Source organism: Phyllobacterium sp. K27 (genome assembly GCF_054796155.1).
Genome location: NZ_JBTWND010000003.1, coordinates 333963 through 357351, shown reverse-complemented (window position 1 = coordinate 357351; position 23389 = coordinate 333963). Strand labels below are relative to the sequence as shown.

Genomic DNA, 23389 nt, shown 5'->3' with positions numbered 1-23389 from the left:
GCGTAAGCTCATGGGTGGAAATTTTATTTCAGACGAAACGACAGCTCCGCATGCGGGTGCTGAGGTGTGGCGCAATATGCGGCTCGTTACCTGCCAGCATGATGCGACCACCATCATCGATCAAGCGGCAATCCTCGTAAAGCATGGGCGCGTTGTTTTTGCGGGTGCCGAAGCGGAACTTCCAGCTGAAGCGGAAGCGGCCACATCCTTTGACCTTGAGGGTAAATTGGTGACGCCATCGCTGGTCGATTGCCATACGCATCTTGTCTATGGCGGCAACCGCGCGCGGGAATTTGAGATGCGGCTTGAAGGGGCAAGCTACGAAGATGTGGCGCGAGCAGGCGGCGGCATTGTTTCCTCGGTCAAGGCAACCAATGCGTTAAGCGAAGAGGAGTTGATCGCGCAAAGCCTGCCGCGTCTGGATACGCTGCTGGCCGAGGGCATTTCGACCATTGAAATCAAATCAGGCTATGGGCTTAATATTGAAGCCGAGTTGAAAATGCTGCGTGTTGCGCGCCGTCTGGCGACCATGCGGCCGGTGCGCATCCACACCAGCTATCTTGCTGCCCATGCGGTGCCGCTTGAATATCGTGGCCGCGCCGATGATTATATTTCCGACATTGTATTGCCAGGTCTGGAAGCTGCAAAGGCTGAAGGGTTGGTCGATGCAGTTGATGGATTTTGCGAAGGCATTGCGTTTTCTCCGGCGCAGATAGCCCGTGTTTTTGACAAGGCAAAAGCGCTTGGCCTGCCTGTCAAACTCCATGCAGAGCAACTCTCCAATCTCGGCGGCGCCAAGCTTGCGGCGTCCTATGGCGCACTTTCCGCCGACCATCTCGAATATCTTGATGAAGAGGGCGCGAAGGCCATGGCCAGCGCCGGAACGGTCGCTGTCCTGTTGCCGGGGGCCTTCTACACTTTGCGCGAGGAGCAAGCCCCACCTGTCAAATTATTGCGTGAGGCGGGGGTCCACATTGCCGTAGCCACGGACTGCAATCCCGGCACATCGCCGCTCACTTCGTTGCTGATGACGATGAATATGGCGTGCACGCTTTTCCGCCTGACAGTCGATGAGGCACTTTGCGGTGCAACACGTGAGGCGGCGCGTGCGCTTGGCATATTGAATGAAACGGGCACGATCGAAGCGGGGAAGTCAGCGGATTTCGCGGTCTGGAATGCGACGACCCCGGCCGAGCTTGTCTATCGTATCGGATTCAACCCTCTCCATATGCGCATATTTCGGGGACAAAGGATTAGTCAATGACCATCATACTGCATCCGGGCAAAGTTTCGCTCAGCACACTTGAGACGATTTACTGGCAAGGCGTTCCGGTAAAGCTCGATCCTTCATACCATACCGGGATTGAGGCTGCCGCACAGCGTATTGCTGAAATTGCCGATGGCAATGTCCCTGTTTACGGGATCAATACGGGCTTCGGGAAACTGGCTTCCATCAGGATCGATGCCGCTGACGTCGGAACGCTCCAGCGCAATCTTATTCTTTCGCACTGCTGCGGTGTCGGCAATGCCCTGCCGGAGAATATTGTTCGCCTGATCATGGCTTTGAAGCTGATATCGCTTGGACGCGGCGCATCCGGCGTGCGTTTCGAGTTGATCATGCTCATTGAAGCAATGCTGGAAAAGGGCGTTATCCCAGTCATTCCGGAAAAGGGTTCTGTCGGCGCATCCGGCGATCTGGCACCCTTGGCGCATATGGCGGCGGCGATGATCGGTGAAGGCGATGTTGTCTTTGATGGCGCGCAAATGCCTGCTGGCGAGGGTCTTGCCAAGGCTGGTCTCAAGCCGGTTGTGCTTGCGGCCAAGGAAGGACTTGCCCTGATCAATGGCACGCAAGTCTCCACCGCGCTGGCTTTGGCGGGGTTGTTCCGCGCCCATCGGGCCGGACAATCGGCTCTGATTACAGGTGCCCTGTCGACTGATGCAGCGATGGGGTCTTCTGCGCCTTTCCATGCGGACATACATTCACTTCGGGGCCATCGCGGCCAGATCGACACGGGCGCGGCATTGCGGCGCCTGCTCGAAAATTCGCCTATCCGCGAGAGCCATATTGAGGGCGATGAGCGGGTTCAGGACCCCTATTGCATCCGCTGTCAGCCGCAGGTTGACGGTGCCTGTCTTGACCTGCTGCGAATGGCAGCGCGCACGCTGGAAATCGAAGCCAATGCGGTCACGGACAATCCACTGGTCTTAAGCGATGGCTCGGTTGTTTCAGGCGGTAATTTCCATGCCGAGCCTGTGGCTTTTGCCGCTGACCAGATTGCGCTTGCCATTTGTGAAATCGGATCGATTGCCCAGCGCCGCATCGCATTGCTGGTCGATCCCACATTGAGCTATGGCCTGCCGGCCTTTCTTGCCCGCAAGCCGGGTTTGAACTCCGGCCTGATGATTGCGGAAGTCACGTCTGCGGCCTTGATGTCGGAGAACAAGCAAATGTCCCATCCGGCCTCTGTCGACTCAACACCCACATCGGCCAATCAGGAAGACCATGTTTCGATGGCCTGCCATGGTGCACGGCGTTTGTTGCAGATGACGGATAATCTGTTTTCGATTATCGGGATTGAAGCCCTGACTGCCGCGCAGGGAATTGACCTGCGGGCCCCACTCCAGACCAGTCCGGAACTCACGCGCGCGCATAGCGTTATTCGAGCAGCGGTGCCTACATTGGACGAGGATCGCTATATGGCTCCCGATCTGAAGGCTGTTTCAGATGTGGTTGCTTCCGGCAAGCTGAACGCCGCGATCTCATCCGACATCCTGCCGCTGCTTGATACAAGCTTGTGAGGATCGGTCAATGAGCGCTGTTGAAGTAAAACAAGGGACATCCCCGATCATTCTCGGTTTTCCGCATACCGGCACGGACGTGCCCGCGGATATTCATGCGCGGCTTAACGAGAATGGCCAGATGCTGGCGGATACGGACTGGCATATTGATCGGCTTTACGATGGTCTGCTGCCGAATGTCACCACAGTTCGCGCGGCATTCCATCGATACGTCATCGACGCCAATCGCGATCCTGATGGGAACAGTCTTTATCCGGGCCAGAACACGACGTCTTTGGTTCCGGAAACGGACTTTGATGGTAAGCCGATCTGGCACGACGAACAACAACCCACGCCAGATGATATCAAGCTGAGGCTGGAGGCCTTTCATCGTCCCTATCATGATGCACTGGCAGCAGAAATCAAACGGGTTCATGAACTGCATGGGCTGTGCATTCTTTACGATTGTCATTCGATACGCTCGCACATTCCCTTTCTGTTTCAGGGCAAATTGCCGGATTTCAATATCGGTACAAATGAGGGCAAAAGCTGCTCACCGGAAATTGCTTCGGCAGTGGGACGTATAGCCTTTGCCGCTTCCGGTTATGACGCCGTTATCAATGGTCGCTTCAAGGGCGGCTGGACAACGCGGCACTATGGCGAGCCGGAGAAAAACACCCACGCCATACAGATGGAGCTGACGCAATCATCGCACCTTGCGAGCGAGGCCCTGCCCTTCGACTATGATGAAGCCAAGGCGGAGAAGCTGCGCAAGCATCTCAAAGAAATTCTCGAAATTCTTGAACAGACCGCAATCAAATTGGGAAGCAGATATGAATAATCCAAGGCATAATATCCGCGAAATCCGCAGCCCTCGCGGCAATGAACTCAATGCAAAATCGTGGATGACCGAAGCGCCCTTGCGCATGTTGATGAACAATCTGGACCCGGATGTTGCAGAAAATCCGAATGAGCTGGTTGTCTATGGTGGCATAGGCCGCGCTGCCCGCACATGGGATGATTTTGACAAGATTGTCGCCACCTTGAAAACGCTGAATGAAGACGAGACGCTGCTGGTGCAATCCGGCAAGCCCGTCGGTGTGTTCAAGACGCATTCAAATGCGCCGCGGGTACTGATTGCGAATTCCAATCTGGTGCCGCATTGGGCGACATGGGATCATTTCAATGAACTGGATAAGAAGGGTCTGGCCATGTATGGCCAGATGACTGCCGGTTCATGGATTTATATTGGCACGCAAGGCATCGTTCAGGGCACCTATGAAACCTTCGTCGAGGCAGGCCGCCAGCATTATGGCGGTAGCCTCAAGGGCAAATGGATATTGACCGGCGGGCTGGGCGGCATGGGCGGCGCACAGCCGCTTGCTGCTGTCATGGCAGGGGCTTGCTGCCTTGCTGTCGAATGCAACCCGGACTCAATCGATTTCCGCCTGCGCACCCGCTATGTCGATGCGAAAGCTGAAACGCTGGATGAAGCATTGGAAATGATTGAACGCTGGACCAAGGCTGGCGAAGCGAAATCAGTTGGCCTTCTTGGCAATGCCGCGGAAGTATTACCGGAGCTGGTTCGTCGCGGCGTGCGTCCGGATATCGTGACCGATCAGACCTCGGCGCATGACCCGATCAATGGTTATCTTCCCAAGGGTTGGACCATGGCTGAATGGCGGGCCAAGCGCGAGAGCGATCCGAAAGCCGTTGAAAAAGCCGCCCGCGCCTCCATGCGTGAGCATGTTGAAGCGATGATTGCTTTCTGGGAACAGGGCATTCCCACGCTCGACTATGGCAATAATATTCGTCAGGTGGCCAAGGATGAAGGGCTGGAAAATGCTTTCGCATTTCCTGGCTTTGTGCCTGCCTATATTCGCCCCTTGTTCTGCCGTGGTATTGGCCCCTTCCGCTGGGCCGCGCTTTCCGGCGATCCGGAGGATATTTACAAGACGGATGCCAAGGTCAAGGAACTGACACCCGGCAACACACATTTGCATAACTGGCTCGACATGGCGCGTGATCGTATCGCCTTCCAAGGCTTGCCAGCGCGTATCTGCTGGGTGGGTTTGGGGGATCGGGACCGGCTTGGTCTGGCTTTCAACGAGATGGTGCGCACGGGCGAGTTGAAAGCGCCGATCGTTATCGGTCGTGATCATCTTGACTCCGGCTCTGTTGCTTCTCCAAACCGGGAAACGGAAGCGATGAAGGACGGTTCGGATGCGGTGTCGGATTGGCCGCTGTTGAATGCGCTTCTTAACACCGCATCGGGTGCAACATGGGTGTCGCTGCACCATGGCGGCGGTGTGGGCATGGGCTTCTCGCAACATTCCGGCATGGTGATCTGCTGTGACGGTACGGACGACGCTGCGGAGCGCATCAAGCGGGTTCTGTGGAACGATCCGGCGACCGGCGTCATGCGTCATGCCGATGCGGGCTATGACATAGCGCTCGATTGCGCCAAGGAAAAAGGCCTCAATCTGCCGGGCATATTGGGCTGATGCATATTCTTCGGGCCAGTGATCACAAGCATATGCCGTGGAAAAACGGCGGCGGCGTTACGACAGAGCTTGCCGTCGCTCCCGCTGGGGCAGAGGTCAGTGAATTTCATTGGCGCGTCAGTATGGCCACTGTCGCTTCGGATGGACCGTTCTCCTCGTTTGAGAATATTGATCGCATCCTTACCGTTCTGGATGGTGCGGGCATGGATCTCGACGTGGCGGGAATGGCACCCGTTCGCCTGACGGATACCTCTGCGCCTTTTTCGTTTCCCGGCGATGTTGCCACATCCGCCAGACTTGTATCGGGCGCGATCACTGATCTCAATGTCATGACCCGGCGCGGTGAGTGGCATGCGACAGTGGAGCGACTGGGAGTAAATGAGCCGTGCTTTGTAAGAGCGGGTCCCGGTGTCGGCATTGTTTTTTGCACTGAAGGCAATCTGGAGCTTGCCGATCAATCGGTGCTCAACAAACATGATGCGTTGTTTGTCGGTGAAGCAGATGATAAGGCCACGATCGCTGTCACGGGTATTGCGGATATTGTGATAATCCGTCTATCGCAAAATCAGCCAGTTCTTTAACGAGGCCGTTTTGAACAAGGTCACCCTCCCCTCATCTGTTGAACCTGACCAATCCAAAGGTCAGCTGTCCGCGCGTATTCGCAGCGATATTGAGCGGCGCATACTTTCGGGGGAATGGGCGCCGGGATATCGCATTCCGATAGAGCGCGAACTGATGGACACTTATGGTTGTGCGCGCATGACCGTAAACAAGGCGCTTGTCGCGCTGGCGTCATCAGGATTGATAGAGCGCCGTCGTCGTGCCGGAAGCTTCGTTTCGCAGCCGCTCGTTCAATCCGCCGTCATTGAAATTTCCGACGTCAAAGCCGAGGTCGAAGCCATCGGTCAGGTCTACAGGCTGGAGGTTCTCTCGCGACGTCAGCGTACCAGCACGGCGGCGGATATGAAGCGTCTCGACGTCCAGACCCCTCGCCCGGTTCTCGCTGTGCTGTGCCGACATCTGGCAGGTCGCCGCGTGCATGCATTTGAGGACCGGCTTATTGATCTGGTGAGTGTGCCGCATGCCAGTGACATTGCCTTTGAAAATGTTCCGCCCGGAACCTGGCTTCGCGAGCATGTGCCGTGGTCGGAAGCGGAGAACCGCATTAACGCTTTGAATGCCGATGCGGCCTTGTCCTCTCATCTGGGGATCAAGGAAGGCGCTGCCTGTTTGCAGGTCGAGCGTTCGACATGGCGCGGGACGCAGCCCATTACAGCCGTGCGCATGTACTATCCCGGCGACAGCTATCGCTTGATCGCGCATTTTAGCCCCAAAGGTTAGGGTTCTGACCCTGACCTTTGAACCTGCTGTTTCACATTCATTTTTTAGCGTGTGAAAATTTTGCTTGTCATCCCGCTGTTATAAACAGACAGTACAAAGAAAAAATTGCGCAGCTGTGCAATAGGGGATGAAAATGGACGGGCAGGCTTTTCTGAAAGTGGCTGGAATGAGCGTCGGCTATGGTCCGACGACTGTTCTGGATAATCTTGATCTCGACATTGCGAAGGGCGAATTTGTTGCTCTGCTGGGTTCGTCCGGCTGCGGCAAGACAACTTTGCTGCGCACGATTGCCGGATTTGCAAAGCCGTTTTCCGGAAGGATCGAAGTTGCCGGACGTAACGTAACGGAGCTTCCGCCTGACAAACGCGGCATGGCTCTTGTGTTCCAGTCCTACGCGCTGTGGCCTCACATGACTGTGGCGCAGAATATCGGTTACGGCCTGAAGCTTCAAAAGCGCACGCGCGAAACCATTAACAGTCGCGTTGCCGAGATGCAGGAACTGCTGGGGCTGTCGGATCTGGGCAATCGCAAGCCGGGCCAACTTTCGGGCGGCCAGCGCCAGCGCGTCGCCCTTGGCAGAGCTTTGGCGATTGACCCGGAAATTCTCCTGCTTGATGAGCCATTGTCAAATCTCGACGCGCGCATTCGCCTGACTGTCCGCCATGAAATTCGCGTCCTGCAAAAGCGACTTGGCATCACTGCCGTCCATGTGACGCATGACCGTGAAGAAGCCATGGTCATGGCTGACCGTATCGTCATCATGAATGCAGGACAGATTGAACAGCAGGGGCCGCCCGAGGAAGTTTATAACAAACCGGCCTCACCCTTCGTTGCAGCCTTTATGGGGGCGGAGAATCTTCTGCCCATGCAGGCGCGCGTGCAAGGGGACGTGATCGAACTGGCGGAAGGCGCCTATAACCAGACCTCGGTTACGTCACGCTCCGGTCGCCCCTTGGCGACTGGTCCTGTGGAATTGCGGTTCCGTGCTGAAGCTGCCCGACTGGCGCGCATTCAGGACACCGCCATGCAAGGCACCGGCCATCTTGAACTGCGGGGGCAGATCGCGAGTGTGAGCTATCCTGGGGGGCATTGGCGCCATGCCGTGCAGCTTGGAGACCGCGAAATACTTGTCGATGCGGATACGCCCTTCAATCAGGGTGAAACGGTAAAAGTGCATATACCGGCAGACTCACTCTTTATCTTCAATACCTCAACAAATACGGCAAAAATATCATAAAAGCGAAGCCAAACCATGCTTAGCTTCTGCTGTGTCTTATACCGATAAATTAACCATCTTGCTCAGGGAGTTACATATGAAAACGATTATACAGGCTTCTCTCATTCTGGGACTGGCGACTGGCCCGGCTGTCGCTGCGGATCTGACCGTTTTGACAGCAGGCGACCAGAACATGGTCGACTATATTAATGATTATCTCGGGCCGCTCTTTGAAAAGGAAAACCCGGGTACGACAGTTCGGGTTGTGGGCACAGGTCCGGGCGATGCTGGCTCACAGAAGATCGTTGAGCGCTTCGATGCGCAATCAAAGGCCAATGTTGAAAAGTGGGACGCGGATGTTGCCGTTGTCCACGAAAAATTTGCCGGACCAATGGTGAAGGATGGCTATCTGGAATCTTACCGTTCCAAAATTCCTTCAGGCGAGATGGTGACAAGCGAAAAGGCAAAAATGGCGCTTGGCTCCAATGTCGATGGCTATGTCATGCCCATGTTCTCCAGCCAGACGGCAATCGCCTATAATCCAGCGCTCATCCCGACGCCGCCAAAGAGCTATGAGGAGCTTGTCACCTGGGCAAAGGAGAACCCGAAGCAGTTCGGTTATAACGGGATCAAGGGTGGCGCTTCCGGTGTCAGCTTTGTCATGGGCTGGATCTACGCCTTCGGCGACGGCGATGCGACCAAGCTGATGAATGGGCCGTTCGATGAGGCTGAAACCAAAAAATGGGACAAGGCGTTTGCCGGTCTGAAGGATTTCACGACGAACGCAACCCTTACGCCGGGTAATGCCGGTACTCTGGACATGCTGAGCCGCGGTGAAATAGCCATGGGGCCGGTATGGGTGGACATGTTCTATTCCTGGCAGGCAGATGGCAAATTGCCTCCGGAAATGAAGCTCTTCCTGCCTGCACCCGGCATGCCTGGCCAACCAATGCACTATGTCATTCCGGCAAAAAGCCCGAACACTGAATTGGCCGAAAAGTTCGTTGCGCTCGCAACCAGCCCGAAGGTGCAGGCAGAAGGCATTGTTAAGCGCTTCAACTGGTATCCGGGCATTGATGCCAAGTTTGTGCAGCCGGAGCTGGACAAGGCCAGCTGGGACAAGCTCTTTGTCGATATCTCACCGGAGGATCTTGCAACCAAAGCCAAGCCTTTCCCGATTGCCCCTTATAACTCGGCAATTCTTGAGGCCTATGAGAAGAACGTAGCCAACTGATCGAACTGGGGCCGTCGTTACGATGGCCCCTCCCCTTTCCTATGCAGGTAATAGCCATGCGGAAAAACCTCCTCGCCATACTTCTCGTCCTGCCAGCGCTGGTGATGATAGTGCTGTTCTTTATCGTGCCGCTGATTGCATCCATTTTTGGTGCGTTCGAGGTGGGCGATGCCTGGGGGTTGGGGAATTTCCGTAAATCGTTCGAGCTTTATTCGAGCGACATGATCTTCACGGTGGTTATTGTCACCGTTTCGACGGCTTTGATCGGTATGTTTTCCATAGCAATCGGCGGATATCTGACGCTTGGGGAGAACCCGCGCGCTGTCGCCATCCTGCGCTGGCTTTATCGTTGGCCCATGTTCATTCCCTTTATCGTTGTCGGGCAGATACTGCGCACGTTTCTCGCTAAAAATGGCCTGATGAATAACATTCTCGTCAGTCTTGGCTTGCTAACTCCGCTGCAAACGGTCGGTTACCTTGACTGGCGCGGAATTGTGATTGCTTTCGTCTGGAAGCAGACGCCTTTCGTTACGTTACTGGTGGCTGGAGCCATGGCCTCGTTGGATAGGAGCACCATCGAGGCAGCGCGCAACTTGGGTGCGTCACGCCTTCGCATACTCATTGAGATTGTTCTTCCCCAGATCGCCGGGACGCTGCTGGTCGGGCTGATCCTCTCCTTCGTCACCATGATGTCGGTGCTTTCCGTTCCTCTGATGATCAATGCGCAGTCTCCCACCATGCTGACCGCCGATATCGCGTTCCGGATCAATGCCCATGGTGATTATGGCGTGGCCAATGCGCTGGGCATGATATCACTGATCCTGACGATGGGCGTCGCTCTGATATATCTGAGGCAGACGATGAAGGAGCGTTCATGATGGCACGCTTTGATCTTTGGTGGCTGCCGCGCGCGGTAATTCTGGGGCTTTTGGCCTTCATCATTTTTGGTCCATTGAGCAATCTGCTGCTTTGGACGGTTGCCGAGAAATGGTACTTTCCTCACATGCTGCCGCTGGAATACGGCTTCAGCTTTTGGGAGCGAGTATTCTCGCCGCGCGGTAATGCCATGAGTTCTCTGGCCACCAGCATCCTCGTCGCTTCCCTTACAGTCGTTGTGTCACTGGCATTGGCTATCCCGGCAGCCTATGCCCTATCGCGCCTGAAACTGCCGTTTCGCGGCCTGATCCTGCTCGCTTTCCTCATTCCGCAAGCCTTCCCTAACCTTCCCGTCTACGTCAATATTGCCCGGTTCTTCTATCAGATCGGGTTGAATGGCACGATTGCCGGTGTGGTGATGGTGCATGTGACACATGGATTGGTGTATGCGGTGTGGATTGCGACTGCGGCATTTTCTGCGGTTCAAATTGATCTCGAAGAAGCCGCACGATCGATTGGCGCCGGACCATTGCGTGCTTTTCGTGACATAACGCTCCCCCTCGCCGCCCCGGGGCTTCTGGCGAGCGCAATCTTTGTATTCCTTGAATCTCTGGACGAGTTTACCGGCAGCTATTTTGTCGGCGCGCCTGATGTGAATACCCTGCCGCTTTTGCTTTATACTGCAAGCTCGGGAGGAAATTATCAGATTGCTTCCATAACAGCCTTGCTGTTGCTCATACCATCAATAGGTTTCATGCTGGTGGTAGAGCGATTCTTGCGCGCCGACGTGCTTTCGAAAGTTGGACATTGAAAATGACATCCAAAAAGAAAACCTTCGAGAAGGAAAGCAATCAGTATGTGAGTGCATTGCAGGTTGCAAAGCGCGCCGGTGTTTCGCGTTCTGCCGTCTCCAGAGCATTTACACCGGGAGCCAGCGTTTCCGCCAAGAAGCGTGAGAAGATTCTGGAAGCGGCGGAAGCCCTTGGCTATCAGGTCAATGATCTGGCGCGCGGTCTGCTGGCCCGTAAAAGCCGGCTTGTCGGCCTTGTCGTAACAAATCCTGAATTGGGTTATCGCTCCCATCTCGTTGCCGCATTGACCAAGGCTCTGATCCATCGTGGAAGCGTACCTATCGTCATCAATACCGGTCGTACAGAAGAAGAACTGACGGCGGCTCAAAAGACCTTGTTCGGCTATCGTGCCGAGGCAACCATCATATTGTCAGGATCGCCCCCCTCCTCCTTCGTTGAACTGGCCAGCCGCAACGGCCAGCCGCTTATCGTGCTCGGTCGGTCGGAAACAGGTGCCGACGATGTTAATATTGATAATGAAGGCGCTGGACGCGCCGCAGCCCGTTTCTTTCTGGATAGCGGCCTGAAGAACTTGGCTTTTGCGGCCACGCAAGTGCGGACACCCACTACGATCGAAAGGGAATTCGGATTTCGCGACGAGGCCGAGAAGCACGGCGCCACCGTACTGGCTGGGAACGGCAACAATTCAGACTATCAAGGCGGGCAGGATGCAGCACGACAATTGTTCGGTGGGAGTACACGGCCGGACGCCGTGTTTTGCGTGAATGATCTTGTTGCCTTCGGTTTGATTGATTACGTCCGCCACAACACCAAACTTTCCATACCAGACGATCTTTCAGTCATCGGATTTGATGATATTCCCGAAGCTGCCTGGGATGCCTATAACCTTACGACATTCCGACAGGACGCTGCCATCATGGCCCAGCATGCTGTTTCACTCTTGGAAAAGCGTGAAGCAGACCCCGATCGCCCGCCTGCGCATGAGCGGCTTGCCACGAACCTGATCTTGCGTGGAAGCGCGCGTTTGCCGGCCAAACATCGTTCGTAGAGATCCAAGGCAACAAAACCAATGAAAATCATTCAAGTGACCGACCTGCACCTCGTCAAGCCGGGTGAACTGCTTTGCGGTCTGGATCCTCTGAACAGGCTTGAAAGATGCATTGATAACATCAATGCGCATCACCCCAATGCGGATTTGGTAATTTTCACCGGTGACCTGAGCGATACCGGCGGGGAAGACACCTATCAAGCGCTTGCGCATGAACTGAAAAAACTGGTGGTTCCTTATCGCCTGATGCTGGGAAATCATGATGATCGGGAACTCTTCTTGAAGGCTTTCCCCTCCGTCGTTCCGCAAGATGGCTTTGTTCAAAGCGTGGTCGACACCCATGAGGGACGATTAATCCTGCTGGACACGCTGGAGACGGGAAAAACAGAAGGTCGGCTAGACGGTACACGGTTGGCTTGGCTGAAACAGCAATTGGATGCTGCGAAAGCTGAACCGGTTTATATTTTCACGCATCATCCACCCTTTCCTATCCATATGCCTCACCTCGACCCAATCGGCCTTATTGAAGCTGATGCAGTTTTTGCGCTTCTGAAGGAACATGGAAATGTCCGGCATGTTTTTGCCGGTCATGCCCATCGCCCTGTTGCTGGCAGTTGGCGGGGCATTCCTGTGAGTGTGTTACGTGGCACCAATCACCAAACAGCGCTTGGATTCGCACCAGACAGAGTTGCCGTGACGCACGAGCCGCCTGCATATGGGGTGATCTTTATTGATCGCGAGACAGTGATAGTCCACGCGCACGATTTCCTCGATACATCGGCAGCATATTACTGATTTGTTTCTGCTGGCGCGGTAGCATTGGCTCTGCCTTGCCGTATCTCCTGCGAAGGCGTGCGGGAGTGAAATCTGCGATACAATTTCGAAAAACGCGCCGGGTTGGAGAACTGAAACCGAGCCGCAACGTGCCTGACAGATAGCGCTTCACCATTCAGGATCATTTCGCGGGCAAGGGCGATGCGCTTTTGCTGCAAGACCTGCGTCGGCGTTGCGGCATAGGTCTTGCTGAAAAGGCGCTGCAATGCCCGCACATTAACCCCGGCAGCCTCTGCTATATCCGTTGCCGCAATGGGGTTCGACAGGTTTTCCAACATGAATGTTTCCGCCAGGGCGAGGGGGCTGTGTTCGGCCTTTTGCGCGCTTGCCGTATCGGCAACGACTATTTTGGCCTGTGAGAGAGCAACAGAAGAAGACATGATCGAAACTTTTAGAATATGGGTTGTGGGTGCAATCGGTAGTTGTTGTGCAAAAAAATGAACTCTTGAATAGCAGTATGTACTAGCGCAGTTGTTTTTGGATTGAAATTGGACCTTTGGCTAATGATTTGCGGGTGCGTTGACAGCTGACAACCGAAGCAACTTTCAAAGGTTGGCGTTGACAGCTGTCAACTGATCAGGGCGCGATGCGTTCACCCTTTGTAAACCACATTTCCTTACAATTTAAGAAATTGCATTCATTGTAAGCGAGTACGATCTTGTCCCAGCGTTCCAAGGCAATTCCATCCAATTTGTCTGTTCCAGCCATTTCACGGCGACACTTGCTGCTGGGTTTCGGCTCAATGGCCGCCCTCAGTGCTTCGGGTTGCACGCAAACATCGTTTGGTTTGTCGGAAATGAATATTGATCCCATCTCCACAAGCGGTGTGCGTCCGCAAATCAGCATCGATAAGACGGTTACTGTTCCGGATGTTATGTATGCGGCGGTGCAGGAGGGGCCGTATTACCTTCCTGCAGTGCCCTATCAAAAAGTGCCAGCCCAATTCCGCAGGCAAGTCGTTGTCGACCCCACCGGTGAACAGCCTGGAACAATCGTCGTGCATCTACAGCAACGGTTCCTCTATCTCGTTCAGCCTGGCGGTGATGCAATCCGTTATGGCGTAGGCATTGGCAAGGAGGGTTTCCTCTGGAATGGGCGCGCGAATATCCAGTACAAGAAGGAATGGCCGCGCTGGACGCCGCCCCGTGAAATGATCCAACGCAAGCCGGAGCTGATAAAATATCAGAATGGGCAGGAGCCGGGGCCGGATAATCCTCTGGGCGCGCGTGCTTTGTATATCTTCAAAGACGGAGCGGATACGGGCTATCGCATCCACGGCTCGCCGGAATGGTGGTCGATCGGACAGGCCATGTCTTCGGGTTGCGTCCGGCTTATCAATCAGGATATAATAGATTTGTACAATCGTGTACCCGGCAAGGCGACTGTCGTTGTTGTTTAATGCTGCTGGCACGATCAGATCGAAGAGAAGCTAAAGCCCTACTATCTTCCGCTTTACCAATCATCTACCATGATAACAATGGTTTATGATTCTACGCACTTATCCATCAATGATCTATTCCGCCCGGTCGTTGCTGCCGAGGATGCCTTGGCACGGCTCGACGAAAGGATTGCGCGAAAAAGCGATCTGAATGAATCCTCCCGTCGTTCCGGAGGCGGCCTGATGCGAGAGAACGAAGGCTGGATTGCGCGATCGCATTTCATGGAAGCGTGCAACGCCCTGTGGCTTGCCGGTGAACTTGTGCATGTGGAAGATCTGGTTCTTCACGATGCTCGCATGGATATAAGAACACCGACGCACGAGTTGACGCGGGCACATAACATCTTGCGCATCCGACGGCAGATTGCTTCAAACCCGCCTGCCTGGGCGTTAAGCGCCAAGGGCATTGCAAGTCTGAGAGGGCGTTGGTTCAACGATCCGGTCGCGCCCGGAATTGTTCCTGAGCCAGCCGAAAAGCCAGAAGTCTCGAGTGACACCAAAACAGAGGCCGAGAGTGCATTTGAGGATGAACTCGCGCGCTTTGATGCGCTGCTCGAGCGGACCAGCCATAGGTTGTTGGTTCCGGCAAGCGCTCCCGCCCGTGTGAGAGGGGAGGGGGCGCTGGAGAGACAATCTGTTTCCGAGGATGTAACTTCCGATGGCGATCCCCTGGTTTATGATCCCGATTGGGGCGAGGATGAACGGATTGGACGATGGCTGGCCGTGCACGACATGACACGCGATCTGCCACCGCTTTTGGCTGCGGCATTGTTATGGGATGCATGGGAGGACATTGAGCCGCTTCAGCACCAGCATTGGCTTGGGCCCATGCTGGTTTCTGCAATGCTACGGGAACGCAGTAAAACCAGATCGCACCTTGCGGCGTTTAATTCCGGCCTGCGCAACGTGCCGCGAGACCGTCGCCGCGCCAAAGATCGGGGAACCCGTCTCATCGCATTTCTTGGAGCAGTTGAGGCTGCCAGCATTGCGAACCTCAAGGAAATAGAGCGATTGGGGCTCGCCAGAATACAGATGGAACGCAAATTGAAGGATAGACGCTCAACATCCAGCTTGCCGGGAATGATTGACCTTGCACTGTCCCGGCCTATGATCTCCGCAGGTCTGGTCGCCAAGGAATTGAAGGTCTCGCAGCGCGGCGCTCTCAATCTTATCGCGGAACTCGACCTGCGGGAGATGACAGGTCGCGGACGCTATCGCGCCTGGGGCATTATCTGATTTCTACTCAGCGCAACCAAATTGCATCCTGAGCTTGCAATTTTTCCGCCAAATTTTGCGATTCTTCGGCATTTTCCTTGATGTTTGGTTCACATCGTCCCGGCTGATTGTTTTTTCAGATATGCAAGCAATCCTTTGCGGTGAGGATTGATTTTCGCCAGATAATACTTGATTATTAAAGTCATAAATATTAAGCCGCCCATGCGATTGCGCTCCGCGCATAAACCCGTTCGGCAATCGGGACGAGCCGCAGAGACAAAAACAAGGATACCCGGAGATGCGAGCAATGACCAAGATGCGTATACCATCAGGCTCAATATTGTATGGTCTGAGAGCCGTCGCTCTTGGTCTGGCAATGATCGGTCTCCTCCCATCGATCTCAACAGCTCAGGAAAATCCGGCACCGATAGAATCTCCCGCGCAGCAACAATCACAACAACCTGCTACAACTCAGCCCGCAACGCCGGCTGTCGTGCCTTCTCCGTCCATGCAGGCAACCCCACCGGCGGGCACTGCCGCACCAGCGGCCGCGTCAACCGCTCCGGCAACCGATGCCGAGGCGACATTGCCGCACAATCTTTCGCCATGGGGCATGTTCATGGCCGCCGACTGGGTGGTCAAGGGCGTCATGATCGGCCTGGCTTTTGCCTCGCTGGTCACATGGACAGTCTGGCTGGCAAAGTCCCTCGAACTCGCCGGAGCAAGAATGCGCGCCTATCGCGCTCTCGATGCCATTGGCAATGCGCGAACCCTTCAGGATGCCGAGCGTACGCTTGAGGGCCGGGGAGGGCCGGGTGCATTGCTGGTCAATGCCGCACGCGAGGAAGTCCGTCTTTCCCAGGAGACGCAAGCCCACACAAATGCCGATGGTTTGAAGGAGCGTGTCTCGTCGCGTCTGTCACGCATTGAGGCGCAAGCAGGCCGCCGCATGAGCCGCGGCACGGGCGTGCTTGCGACCATCGGTTCAACCGCGCCCTTCGTTGGCCTTTTCGGGACGGTGTGGGGTATTATGAACTCCTTCATCGGCATTTCCCAATCACAGACGACCAATCTTGCCATTGTTGCACCGGGCATTGCCGAGGCGCTTCTGGCAACCGCTATGGGTCTGGTTGCGGCTATTCCGGCGGTTGTCATCTATAACGTCTTTGCACGCTCGATCACCGGCTACCGGCAGCTGCTCGCAGACGCTTCGGCAGGCGTCGAGCGGCTGGTCAGCCGCGATGTTGACTTTGCCTGCGTGCCTTCGGCTGCCACAGCGGCAAGGCAACTTCGTCATGCAGCTGCCGAATAGGAGCGAAAAATGGCTGGCGGTATCAGGCACAATATTTCCGACGACGAATTGCAGGAAAATCACGAAATCAACGTGACACCGTTTATCGATGTCATGCTGGTCCTGCTCATTATTTTCATGGTCGCTGCGCCATTGGCGACGGTTGATATCAATGTTGATCTGCCAGCCTCGACCGCGACACCCGCGCCGCGGCCGGATCAGCAGATTTTTCTGACGCTCAAGCAAGACAAGACAATCGCTATCGGCAATGACACATTATCTGCGGATATGCTTGGCAGCTTTGTTGATCAGCAGACCAAGGGCGATAAGGAAACCCGCCTTTTTCTGAGAGCAGACAAGGCTGTCGACTACGGCTCGCTCATGGACCTGATGAACAATCTGCGCTCCAACGGCTATCTCAAGATCGCACTGGTCGGTCTTGAAAGCGCGCCGCTCGCTGCGCCCGGCGGAAACGCACAGTAAATGACTGGCCAGCCAAGCATCCTCCTGGGCGGACTGCTGCACCCCAATTGGCGTGAGGTCGGGCGCTGGACAATCGCCGGCATTGTTGTTGTCGGTGTCCATGCTGGTGCGGCTATGGCAATTCACACCTACCAACCGGAAGATGAGGGCGGCGACATTGCCGCTCCGATCATGATCAACATGGAGCCCATGCCGGCACCTGTTGTTGCTGAGCCGGTAAAGAATGAGCCCGCAATCGAGCCGGAGCCGATTGAACCGGAAGTTGTGGAACAGGAAGCGGCAACACCAGAAGTGGAGCCGGAGCCGCAGATTGAACCTGTCGAAGAGGTGGCTGAGGCTGAACCGGAACCCGAAGAGGTCGAGCCACTCGAAGAGCAGACGGAAGAGCTTGTTGAGCTGCCAAAGGTTGAAGTGCCTCTGCCGGTGGTGCGCCCTGTGCAGGAGAAACCGAAAAAGCCTGTAGAGAAAAAGATCGTCCGCAAGGTTGAAAAGCCTGTGGTTGCCAAGAAGGTGCGCGACAAGCCTGTTGAGGAGAAGCGGCAGGCTGCTCCAAGCGCGGCTTCGGCGCGTCAGGCGGAAAGATGGCAATCGCGGGTTCAAGCCTATCTCGCACGGCGCGCAAAACGCGCCAAAGCGGATGGAACCGGGACGGTAACTGTCAGGTTTGTCGTTTCACGTTCCGGCGACATTGTCGCATCAAGCGTCGTTGGAAGCTCCGGATCGAGTCAGCTGGACCAAAGTGTGCTCAATACCGTTCGCAATGCATCGCCGGTGCCCTCTGCTCCAGCTGAAGTAGCAGTCTCTCGGCAGAGCTTCACTGTGCCCTTCCGTATTCAATAGTGATGAGCCGCCGAATAAATATTTCCAAGGAATTTTCAATGATCGAAAATCGCCAGGCCAAACAAGATGCAGCTGGCCTCGCCTGACATGAGCGAGGCTTTGCTGGAGCTGGGCGATGTGAGCTTCGCCGTCGAGTCGCGAATATTGTTGCAGCCCCTTTCGCTCAAGTTGCAGTCACGCCGCGTCACGGGCCTTATCGGTCATAATGGTTCGGGGAAATCGACGCTGGTGAAGATTCTTGCCCGGCAGCAGCCACCGAGTTCCGGCACCGTCCTGTTTGAGGGCAAGGCCATTGAAGAGTGGGGCGCTCGACCCTTTGCGCGCAAGGTTGCTTATCTTCCGCAATATACGCCGCAGGCTGATGGCATGCTGGTCAAGGAACTGGTGGCCTTGGGTCGTTATCCTTGGCATGGCGCGCTCGGCCGCTTTGGCAAACAGGATCGCGAGAAGGTCGAGGAAGCCATTGAGCTGACCGATATTGGCGGCTTTGCCGATCGTCTGGTCGATACGCTTTCCGGCGGCGAACGCCAGCGCGTCTGGCTGGCAATGCTGGTTGCTCAGGATGCGGAATGGTTGCTGCTTGACGAGCCAATCTCCGCATTGGACGTTGCCCATCAGGTTGAAATCCTGTCGCTGGTGCATCGACTGTCACGCCAGAAGGGTCTTGGTGTTGTGGTCGTTCTGCACGATGTGAATATGGCCGCGCGTTATTGCGATGAAATCATCGCGCTGCATTCCGGCAAGTTGATCGCTCGCGGTACGCCTGATGAAATCATGACATCGGAAAGCCTTGGTGCAATTTATGGCATCGACATGGATGTCATCCGACACCCGTCGTCAGGCGTGCCGGTCAGCTTTGTAAGATAAGGTTCCTTACCAGCTTTATTGCAGCCCTCAAATGTAAGTCGCAGGTAGCGTCAGGTTAACGGAATAGTCTGGATCGATTTGATATTCGATGGCTATGACCGAACCCCAGCCTGCTCATTTTCGACGTCACCGCTTTCCCGCCGAGATAATCGCCCATGCGGTCTGGCTCTATTACCGGTTTCCGCTCAGCTTTCGCGACATCGAAGATCTACTGGCCGAGCGCGGTATTGAGGTTTCGTTCCAGACCGTCTCGGAATGGGCTGCAAAGTTTGGCCTAAATTCGCCCACCAACTCCGTCGGCGCTCGCGAGGCCACTTTGCTGACAAATGGCAGCTTGATGAAATGGTGGTGACGATCAAGGGAAAGAAATACTGGCTCTGGCGCGCCGTTGATGCCAATGGCTACGTCCTCGATGCCTTGTTGCAAAGCCGGAGAAACAAACGTGCAGCCCTGCGGCTGATGCGCAAGCTACTCAAAGGCCAGGGCATCTCGCCACGGGTCATGGTCACCGACAAGCTGCGGTCCTACGCTGCAGCGAAGGCGGAACTGCTGCCGGGCGTCGAGCATCGATCCCACAGGGGCATCAACAACCGAACAGAGAATTCACATCTTCCCGTGCGACGACGGGAGCGGCGGATGATGCGGTTCAAGTCGACCCGGCAATGCCAGCGTTTCGTCTCAGTCCATGGCCAGATCGCCAATCTCTTCCTTCTTCACCGCAAACATCTCTCCGCCGCAGATCATCGAAAACTTCGCTCCCACGCGATCGCAACATGGCAAGACATCGACATGGCGATCAGCGCATGAAAGACGGCCTACGGGAAGAAGTGCGCCCGGTCCCAGATTAAGGCGACGCCACCTGGCCCAATTCAAATCGCCCGGCCAAGCACAGCTCTTTTTGTCTGTCCACGATCAAGTCCAAACCGTATTTCGCCCTCGCCGCCACAAACTATCCGCCCCAGCATATCGGCAATCTCGCTCGGATGCTCACAGCATTTGGGACGGCATCACCTGTGAGTTGAAGGCCGTTTGACCAGACGTGTGGAGCTCCTTTTCGGCAAAAACCGATAAGTTGACGATTCCCCATATTTTTCCCTTACCTGCAAACATCAGGAATGCGGCTTGAACGTTCTGCACGGCGCGGCCGCCTTCTGGGCAAACCGCGGCGTGTTCCGATGCAGACCGGCAAGCATTGTAGCCTTCAGGCAAAATTGGCCAATGTCAATGAAGGCTGAGCATTCGATGTGGTAGTGATCATCCTCAATAAGAATTTGAAAACGTGCCAACGTCGAATTCGGAGTTTGCAAGGAGGCCAGCTTGGCTGGCCGACCTTGACACTTACGGTTATCATTGCTCTGTCTTTCTCCGCCATCTCCCTGCAATAAACTCATGCCAGCGAATTCTCCGACATGCAGACGGTCACGATTTCCGTCTACTCGCTTGATCCTGGAAGATCGAATGATGGCCTGTCGTGGAGCGGTCTACCAACGCCCCGACTATGCGGTTATGCGAAGGCAGGCGCGGGTCTGCAAGCCTCGCGACAAATGAAGCCGGGGTTGAGGTTGCATTTTGCGCATCACAGGAACCTAAAGTGATTCCGGGGGTTGTTCTGGTTGAGAACAAATCAGCCGGACGACAAGCGACCTTTACGCGCGGAGGATCCGATGGAGAGGCTTGAAAAACCCGTTATAGTCGTAACCGGGTCGAGCGGGTATTTGGGGTCTGCTGTGGTGCGGAGGCTGCATGAGCGCTACCGAGTCGTCGGACTTGACCGGCATTCGCCGCCCCACCCGCCGCACCAGGCCGAATGCGTCTGTTTCGATATCACCGATCAGGCGAGCGTCGACAAGGCGCTCGCCCGCGTGCGCCTTGCCTATGGCGACCGCATCGCCGCCTGCGTTCACCTCGCCGCCTACTTCGACCTGACGGGGGAGGAAAGCGGCGCCTATGATGCGGTGACGGTAGAGGGGACCAAGCGTCTCCTGGCGGGACTCCAAGAGTTCGAGCTGGAGCAGTTCGTCTTTGCCTCGACCATGCTCGCCCACGCCCCAACCGAGCCGGGGCGACCGATCGCGGAGGATCATCCCTTCGACGCGAAGCTGCCCTATCGCGCCTCGAAGATCCGCACTGAAGCCATGTTGCGCGCGGAGCGGGGCAAGGAGAAGCTTGTGCTGATGCGTCCCGCCGGCGTCTATGACGACGCCGGCCGTTCGACATTCCTCGCGCATCAGATCGCCCGCATCTACGAGCGGCGGTTCAGCGGCAAGGTCTATCCCGGAGACCTGGCACGAGGGCAGGCCTTCCTGCATCTCGAAGACCTGCTCGATGCGGTGGAGCGGATCGTCGACCGGCGCTCCGACCTCCCGGACGTTCTGCCGGTGCTGCTGGGCGAGGAGAAGCCCGTGCCCTTCGGCGAACTCCAGCGCCTGATCGGCCGGGAACTGCACGGCGAAGACTGGATCACCTGGAATGTTCCGCCCCGATTGGCCAAGTTGGGAGCCTGGATCGAGAACCGGGTTTTCGGGGAGAACGCGTTTATCCGCGCCTGGATGGTGGACATCTCCAGCGATCATTACGAGCTCGACCTCACGGCCGCCAAGGAGCACCTCGGATGGACGCCGCGGCACAGCCTGCCCGACGACGTACCCCGCATCCTTCAGCGGCTGAAGGACGACCCCTTCGGCTGGTATCGCAGCAACGGCCTGAATGCTGCCCGCGTCTCGGCAGCGAAGGTCGAGAAGGCCGCCGCCGGGAACGAGGCTGACGAGGCGCCGCCCCCGGCCGAGCAAGACGCAGCAAACCGTGAGCACGCGGCTCACATGCGGCAGATGCATTTCTCGATGCTCTGGGTGCACTGGCTGGTCATGGGGCTGGGGTTCTGGCTCGCCACCGCGCCGTCGGTTTTCGGCACCTTCGGCCAGACCGAATTCAGCGCTGCCGTCCTGCGCGTGACAGAAGATCGCGGCCTCTGGGCCGCCGAAACGCGCAGCTGGCTAACGGCTTGGAACAACGTCTTCACCGGACTGCTCATCATGGTCTTCGCCGCCCTTTCGCTCCGCCCGGGTATGGGCTGGGCGCAATGGGCGAATGCCGCGCTTGGCGTCTGGCTTTTGGCCGCACCGCTGGTCTTCTGGACGCCGGATGTGGCGGTATATGCCAACGACACGCTGATCGGCGCGCTGGTGATCGCGCTGGCTATCCTGATCCCGATGATGCCCGGTATGTCGCGCGAAGGGATGATAGACGACAGTGACATCCCGCCGGGCTGGACCTATTGCCCCTCGACCTATGTCCAGCGCCTACCGATCATCGCACTGGGTGCGGTGGGCTTTGTCCTGTCGCGCATCCTTACGGCCTATCAGCTTGGCCACACTGACGGGGTATGGGAGCCGTTCTTCTCCTCGCCCTCGGCACTCAACGGCACCGAATACATCATCACCTCCGAGGTTTCGAAGGCTTGGCCCGTGGCCGACGGAGGGCTTGGCGCCATGAGCTACATGTTCGAGATCCTAATGGGCGTCATGGGAAGCCGCCTGCGCTGGCGCACCATGCCATGGATGGTGGCGCTCTTCGGATTGGTGGTGGGGCCGCTCGGCGTCGTAAGCATCTATTTCATCATCATCCAGCCGATCGCCATCGGTACGTATTGCACGATCTGCCTCATGGCAGCGCTGGCGATGCTGATCATGATTCCCTTTTCGCTCGACGAAATTGTGGCGATGCTCCAGTTCATGGTCTGGAATACCAGGCGCGGCCGACCCTTCTGGCGCGCCTTCTTTCGAGGCGACGCGCTGCCCGGCAGCCGGACGGGTGGAGAGATGAGCTTCGACGCGGGACCCATGGAAAGCTTCCGGCAGAGCGCACGCGGCGTCACCGTGCCTTGGACCCTGGGGCTGAGCGCCGGGATCGGCGCTTTCCTGATGCTCGCGCGGGCGGTCCTCGGCAATGATGCGGTCCTCGCGAATAGCGATCACCTCATGGGTGCGCTGGTGCTGACCACTGCCGTTATCGCCTGGTCCGAGGTGGCGCGGCCGCTGAGATTTCTCAACGTTCTCTTCGGCTTGTGGCTGATCGTCGCGCCGTTCATTCTGGACGGCGGAACCATTGCGGGAAGCGTTGTCGGGATGGCTCTTGGAGTTGCCTTGATTCCGCTGAGCCTGCCGCTCGGACGCCGCAGCAAGGAGCACTATGGAAGTTGGGACAGATACATCGACTGATGAGGCATCTCCATGCTGAGCATGGTTCTTCCTCACTTTGTGTGGTTAATAGATCCTTAACGTCGCAGTTGCTATCCACGGTGATGCGCACGAAATCAAAATGGTCACCCGGCCCAAGCGTCAACGTTCTGGGCATCTCTCTCGAAAGCGAAGCAAGTTGGGTTGTTTCCGCGGTTGCCAAACCAATCGGAATTTGCCCAGATTGCAGAACGCGAAGCCGTCATAGGCACGGTTGGCGCAAGCGCACTCTTCAAGACTTGCCGGTTCAGGGCCAAGTTGTGAAAGTTCAGCTCGCACTGAATCGGTGGCAATGTAGAGACTTGGGATGTCAGCGTCGAACGTTCACCGATCGGCTTCCCGAGATTGCTTCACCCCATTCGCGGCGAACCGCA

Annotated in this window: 20 protein-coding genes and 3 pseudogenes; 22 read left to right on the top strand and 1 reads right to left on the bottom strand. The window is 56.3% G+C overall.

Annotated elements, in window-relative coordinates; translation table 11 throughout:
- Nucleotides 1-10 precede the first annotated feature (10 nt).
- The 12 genes from hutI (at nt 11) to ACYJL1_RS19425 (ending at nt 12607) form a co-directional block, all read left to right on the top strand.
- Nucleotides 11-1264: an imidazolonepropionase gene (hutI, locus tag ACYJL1_RS19480; RefSeq protein ID WP_460898574.1), complete on the top strand. Its 1254-nt coding sequence runs from the start codon at nt 11-13 to the stop codon at nt 1262-1264.
- Nucleotides 1261-2802 (top strand): histidine ammonia-lyase, encoded by a 1542-nt coding sequence (gene hutH, locus ACYJL1_RS19475; RefSeq protein ID WP_460898573.1) that lies wholly within the window; start codon nt 1261-1263, stop codon nt 2800-2802. Before hutI ends, hutH begins: the two co-directional genes overlap by 4 nt.
- Before the next feature lie 10 nt (nt 2803-2812).
- Entirely contained in the window at nt 2813-3622 is an 810-nt protein-coding gene (gene hutG / locus ACYJL1_RS19470) for an N-formylglutamate deformylase (protein ID WP_460898572.1), read from the top strand.
- Nucleotides 3615-5285, top strand: coding sequence for a urocanate hydratase (hutU, locus tag ACYJL1_RS19465; RefSeq protein WP_460898571.1), 1671 nt, complete (start codon nt 3615-3617; stop codon nt 5283-5285). Before hutG ends, hutU begins: the two co-directional genes overlap by 8 nt.
- A complete protein-coding gene (locus ACYJL1_RS19460; protein WP_460898570.1) occupies nt 5285-5866 on the top strand; it encodes a HutD/Ves family protein in 582 nt (193 codons plus the stop codon). Before hutU ends, ACYJL1_RS19460 begins: the two co-directional genes overlap by 1 nt.
- 10 nt (nt 5867-5876) lie before the next feature.
- Entirely contained in the window at nt 5877-6626 is a 750-nt protein-coding gene (hutC, locus tag ACYJL1_RS19455; protein WP_460898569.1) for a histidine utilization repressor, read from the top strand.
- Nucleotides 6627-6759: 133 nt separating this feature from the next.
- Nucleotides 6760-7863 carry an ABC transporter ATP-binding protein gene (locus ACYJL1_RS19450; protein ID WP_460898568.1) on the top strand — a complete coding sequence of 368 codons (1104 nt, stop codon included), beginning with the start codon at nt 6760-6762 and terminating at the stop codon, nt 7861-7863.
- A gap of 76 nt (nt 7864-7939) precedes the next feature.
- Nucleotides 7940-9076 carry an ABC transporter substrate-binding protein gene (locus tag ACYJL1_RS19445; RefSeq protein WP_460898567.1) on the top strand — a complete coding sequence of 379 codons (1137 nt, stop codon included), beginning with the start codon at nt 7940-7942 and terminating at the stop codon, nt 9074-9076.
- Nucleotides 9077-9132: 56 nt separating this feature from the next.
- On the top strand, nt 9133-9954 hold the full coding sequence (locus ACYJL1_RS19440) for an ABC transporter permease (RefSeq protein ID WP_460898566.1): 822 nt from the start codon (nt 9133-9135) through the stop codon (nt 9952-9954).
- A complete protein-coding gene (locus ACYJL1_RS19435; RefSeq protein WP_460898565.1) occupies nt 9951-10763 on the top strand; it encodes an ABC transporter permease in 813 nt (270 codons plus the stop codon). The genes ACYJL1_RS19440 and ACYJL1_RS19435 overlap by 4 nt, the downstream gene beginning before the upstream one ends.
- Nucleotides 10764-10765: 2 nt before the next feature.
- Complete coding sequence (locus ACYJL1_RS19430; protein ID WP_460898564.1) at nt 10766-11812, top strand: LacI family DNA-binding transcriptional regulator; 1047 nt, start codon at nt 10766-10768, stop codon at nt 11810-11812.
- Between the two features lie 21 nt (nt 11813-11833).
- The gene (locus ACYJL1_RS19425; RefSeq protein WP_460898563.1) at nt 11834-12607 is read left to right on the top strand and encodes a phosphodiesterase; all 774 of its coding nucleotides are present in this window, start codon (nt 11834-11836) and stop codon (nt 12605-12607) included.
- On the opposite strand, the gene ACYJL1_RS19420 is transcribed toward ACYJL1_RS19425, so the two are convergent.
- Nucleotides 12601-13026 (bottom strand): helix-turn-helix domain-containing protein, encoded by a 426-nt coding sequence (locus tag ACYJL1_RS19420; RefSeq protein ID WP_460898562.1) that lies wholly within the window; start codon nt 13024-13026, stop codon nt 12601-12603. The genes ACYJL1_RS19425 and ACYJL1_RS19420 overlap by 7 nt on opposite strands.
- 362 nt (nt 13027-13388) lie before the next feature.
- On the opposite strand from ACYJL1_RS19420, the gene ACYJL1_RS19415 reads away from it, so the two are divergent.
- From ACYJL1_RS19415 to ACYJL1_RS19370, 10 genes and pseudogenes are all read left to right on the top strand, one after another.
- Nucleotides 13389-14045, top strand: a complete 657-nt coding sequence (locus ACYJL1_RS19415; protein ID WP_460899167.1) for a L,D-transpeptidase — start codon at nt 13389-13391, stop codon at nt 14043-14045.
- A gap of 78 nt (nt 14046-14123) precedes the next feature.
- Nucleotides 14124-15320 (top strand): RHE_PE00001 family protein, encoded by a 1197-nt coding sequence (locus ACYJL1_RS19410; protein ID WP_460898561.1) that lies wholly within the window; start codon nt 14124-14126, stop codon nt 15318-15320.
- Between the two features lie 277 nt (nt 15321-15597).
- Nucleotides 15598-16611: a tonB-system energizer ExbB gene (gene exbB / locus ACYJL1_RS19405; protein WP_460898560.1), complete on the top strand. Its 1014-nt coding sequence runs from the start codon at nt 15598-15600 to the stop codon at nt 16609-16611.
- A gap of 9 nt (nt 16612-16620) precedes the next feature.
- A complete protein-coding gene (exbD, locus tag ACYJL1_RS19400) occupies nt 16621-17073 on the top strand; it encodes a TonB system transport protein ExbD (protein ID WP_460898559.1) in 453 nt (150 codons plus the stop codon).
- Nucleotides 17074-17913, top strand: a complete 840-nt coding sequence (locus ACYJL1_RS19395; protein WP_460898558.1) for an energy transducer TonB family protein — start codon at nt 17074-17076, stop codon at nt 17911-17913.
- A gap of 66 nt (nt 17914-17979) precedes the next feature.
- Nucleotides 17980-18780 (top strand): ATP-binding cassette domain-containing protein, encoded by an 801-nt coding sequence (locus tag ACYJL1_RS19390; protein WP_460898557.1) that lies wholly within the window; start codon nt 17980-17982, stop codon nt 18778-18780.
- A gap of 94 nt (nt 18781-18874) precedes the next feature.
- Nucleotides 18875-19587, top strand: a pseudogene (locus tag ACYJL1_RS19385) (IS6 family transposase).
- An 88-nt stretch (nt 19588-19675) separates the two neighbouring features.
- Nucleotides 19676-19813, top strand: a pseudogene (locus ACYJL1_RS19380) (IS6 family transposase); the annotation flags it as partial.
- Nucleotides 19814-20444: 631 nt separating this feature from the next.
- Nucleotides 20445-22997: an NAD-dependent epimerase/dehydratase family protein gene (locus ACYJL1_RS19375; RefSeq protein ID WP_460898556.1), complete on the top strand. Its 2553-nt coding sequence runs from the start codon at nt 20445-20447 to the stop codon at nt 22995-22997.
- A pseudogene (locus tag ACYJL1_RS19370) lies at nt 22997-23305 on the top strand (transposase family protein); the annotation flags it as partial. The gene ACYJL1_RS19375 and the pseudogene ACYJL1_RS19370, both read left to right, overlap by 1 nt.
- Nucleotides 23306-23389 lie beyond the last annotated feature (84 nt).